Source organism: Armatimonas sp. (assembly GCF_043760365.1).
GTDB lineage: Bacteria > Armatimonadota > Armatimonadia > Armatimonadales > Armatimonadaceae > Armatimonas.
In genome coordinates this window covers 1-3,493 of the sequence record NZ_JAYUPA010000755.1, presented here as the reverse complement: position 1 = coordinate 3,493, position 3,493 = coordinate 1, and the positions used below count along the sequence as shown (strand labels likewise).

Here is a 3,493-nt window from a genome sequence, read left to right as displayed (position 1 = left end):
CCCCCTTCACGGTACAGGAGCGCCAGAGTTCGCAGAAGCAGTTCCTCATCATAGATCTTGCCTGTCACTCCAAAGGAGAAAGTCGCCGCCTCGGGGAGCAGAACATGCAGTGTGGGTCTATGGTGTGCAGGATTGGGACGTGGGTTCACCGAGTGCCGATGCAGGCGACCTGAGCGCTGCAAAAGCAAGTCAACCGGGGCAAGCTCAGAGACAAAACTGTCGAAACAGACATCCAACGACTGCTCCACAACTTGGGTTGCGATCAAGATAGCACGCTTTGGACGCTCAGGGTTCGGCAGTGCCTTGTCCTGAGAATGAGGCCCAAAGAGGCAAATCATCTTCTTCTCAATAGCATCGCGCCGGTCTGCGGGAAAGCGGGCATGGAAGAGAAAGCGCTCGTTCTCAGGAACGCCGAGCGCTTGCAGTATCTGGAACGTATCCTGCGCCACCCGAACCGTATTGACCAGCACGCAAACGCAGCCCCCCTCGCGCACCAAGTCTGCTGCCAGAGCCGCGATTTTTTCAGGCTCTCCTAACAGTCCTTCATGGCGCTGAGTTTGGATACTCTTTCGCTGTGCCTCATCGCGTTCTACAGACTGAAGAGTAACTTCTCCATCACTGCCCACAAACGTCAGAAGCGGGTAGGCATCAGACTCAGGAAGCGGCTCAGGTGTCCAAGCTCCCACAAGCTGCGCTTTCTGGCTTTGTGAGAGGGTCGCCGAGAGCAAGATCACCGGAATTCCCAGTGCCTTGCACCACTCCAGCAAGCGGCAGAGAATCGTGGTCATAAAGGCGTCGTAGGCATGCACCTCATCCACGATGAGCACCTTCTGCCCCAGCCCAAAGAGCCGTAGGAATCCATGTTTTACATTCAGCGCCGCCATCAGCGCTTGATCTATAGTCCCTACCCCCTCAGGGGCAAGCAAGGCACGCTTCGCACTGGCAAACCACTCCAGCGCCCGGCTGGATTCCTTAGGGTCATCCGAGTCCGTCTCGGGTGCGTGCTCGGGGGTCTGTTCGTCGCGGAGCCAAGCCATTCCATGCACCAGGCGCGGTGCTCCTTGACCAGGGCTCCGTTGTGCCAGATACTTCTGATAGCGCCCGTGCATCTGGTTACTCGTCGCCTGCGTGGGAAGCGCAATGTAGGCCCCTATTGTTTGCCTTTGACGATTCCACTCCTCCGCAAGAAAGATAGCCCCTTCGGTCTTTCCTTCGCCCATAGGTGCTTCCAGAATGGCAAGTCCCGGAGTGACTCCTTCCAGAGTAGCCTTCGCAAGTGCTTTCTGTGATGGGCGCAGGGTACTGATCCCCGGCCACACCTCAGCGAACGTGAGTGGGCTAGTCTTACCCTCAGGCACTCGTTCCGCATCCAGCTCAAGCTGAGCAACTACTTTCTGAGCCCGCTCGCACGCCATTGCAAAGTAGCGCTCTGGGTCTTTCTCATCTGCCTCGGCAAGAACTCCATAAAACTGTTTATCGTTGGAGGCGATCCAGTCGCAGAGCACGATCAGCCCAGAAAGCATCAGCCCAACAACACTTGCATTTTCGACATCGAAGTTCTCGGGTGAAAACGTCTCCAGTGGCCCGACAACTTGCTCAACAAGAGCAGCGAGTGCATTACGAATCGGCTCCCAGCGAGCAATATCTTCGTCATCAAGTAGTTCGGGCTTAAAGTTGCCATGATGACCTTTGACCGCCATCACAATGGGAGATAGGGCTTCGCCTCCCCATCCCAAACCCTGTAACCGCTCTTCAAGCCACTCCGCTGAGCGGGCCTCATGACGAAAGCCACGGACAAAATCAGGATAGACACGGTTCAGAAGATCGGGATACTCCGTACAACACTCGGGTGCCTTCTTCTGGAAGAGCGCATCCGCTTTGCCAATATCGTGCAAGGCAACCAGATAGCAAAGGCAGTGAGATGGTATAGGAGAGTCGGGCCAGAACCGAGGAGCAAGTACTTTAACAAGTGCCCCTACATCCAAGAGGTGCCGCCATAGGAAGTGATGTGGCTCAGATTTAGCCCAAAGTGATAACCAGACAAAGTCGTCCTTCAGCATAAGTGGTGCCTACAGTTCCTTCAGAAAATCACACAACACATCCTACCAAAGCAAACCGCAGTATAGTTTCAGGGTAACAAAAAGCCGTAGATTTTTCCCAGTTTTTTTAGCTCCTCGCGAATCTCTTCTCGCAGCGCCTCAGGCTCCAGCACTTCCGCCTCAGAACCGAAGCTCATCACCCAGCGACGAACCTCAAATGTGCCCGTCACCTGCATCGTCAGCACCACACCACCTCCCTCAGGAAGCTCCTCTAAAGTCTGACTGGGGTGGTAGATACGCTCGCGAATCCAGCGTGATTGGTAAGGCGTGAAGCGCACCCGCACCGTGACGAGCGGCTCACCGTGACGCATACCAAACGCCTGACGGACATAGGCGGCAGCATCGAACTCCGATGGGGTGAGAAACGCGGCAGTATCGGCAAAGACCAGCCAGTTACGGACACGGGAGAGATGGAAGTTGCGTATCCCTGCGGCAAGCTCACAGTGGGCGATGAGATACCACTCCCCCAGGTGACGGTGTAAGTGCAGCGGCTGGACGGTACGCTCACTATCGGTACCTCGATGCGCCCCTGAGTAGTGCAGCGCCAGACGTTGGCGACGGTTGATCGCCATGCGGCACGCCTCGAAAAGCTCCGAGGAAGTGAGGGAATCGGGCGCAAGCTGGGCACCTCCTTCAATACTCACCCGCCCCCGATCCGGTGTCTTGATCTCCGTAAGCTGGGTCGTTAAGAGTGCTAGCGCCTCAGTGTCGCCTGCAATCCCTCCGAACTCCTGTGCCGCAAGCAGCGCACGGCGCAGAGCAGCGAGCTCGCGCTCAGTGAGGATCAAGCGAGGCAAGACGTAGCCGGGAGGATCGTAGGTATAGCCCCGCTGCTGGGCACGGTAGACCAATGGGGCGTGAAAATCCCGACGGAGGCTGGAGAAATCCGCCGCCGCTGTCCGCTCCGAGATACCGAAACACAGGGATACCTGAGGAGCATTGGGGAACCTTCCCGAGCGAATCTCAGTGTCAATCCAGTAGAGACGTGCGAATTGTGACATAGAGAGATGTTATCCACAGCCCTGTGGATAACCTGTGGACAAAGTAATTAAATGCGGCCATAATACGTAAAGTATGTTAAAGAAATCACCTGAGCACTATCTGGAGCGCCTGCGGATGCTGCAAGATGCCATGCAGACGCGCCTTCTGGCCGATGTCAAAGCCCAGGAGGAGACCGCCACGGAGGCGCTCTCCGGGGTCGCGGATGTTCGCGGGGGCGACACGATCTACCAGATAGATGCGCACGCCGATGAGGTTCTCCACCACTTCTGCACCGAGTGGGCCGCAGAAGCCACGCTGGTGCTGATCTCCGAGGGGATCGAGGGCGCGGGCTGGCAGGTCTTCCCCGAGGGCGCGGATGAAGCCGATGCCGAGTTTCTGCTGATCGTGGACCC

At 56.9% G+C, this 3,493-nt stretch carries 2 protein-coding genes and 1 pseudogene; 1 reads left to right on the top strand and 2 read right to left on the bottom strand.

Annotated elements, in window-relative coordinates; all coding sequences use genetic code 11:
* Together cas3 and ACH2EH_RS18045 are read right to left on the bottom strand one after the other, a co-directional pair.
* Nucleotides 1–2,060 (bottom strand): CRISPR-associated helicase Cas3' (gene cas3 / locus ACH2EH_RS18050; protein ID WP_395143778.1); only part of this gene is annotated, 2,060 nt, incomplete at its 3' end.
* Nucleotides 2,061–2,128: 68 nt separating this feature from the next.
* Nucleotides 2,129–3,100 (bottom strand): helix-turn-helix transcriptional regulator, encoded by a 972-nt coding sequence (locus ACH2EH_RS18045; protein WP_395143776.1) that lies wholly within the window; start codon nt 3,098–3,100, stop codon nt 2,129–2,131.
* A gap of 73 nt (nt 3,101–3,173) precedes the next feature.
* Here ACH2EH_RS18045 and ACH2EH_RS18040 point away from each other — a divergent pair.
* Nucleotides 3,174–3,493: pseudogene (locus tag ACH2EH_RS18040) on the top strand (hypothetical protein); the annotation flags it as partial.

Bases quoted from the DNA above. Each gene is read 5' to 3' on its own strand.
- ACH2EH_RS18045 (WP_395143776.1), bottom strand. From the start codon at position 3,100: ATGTCACAATTCGCACGTCTCTACTGGATTGACACTGAGATTCGCTCG.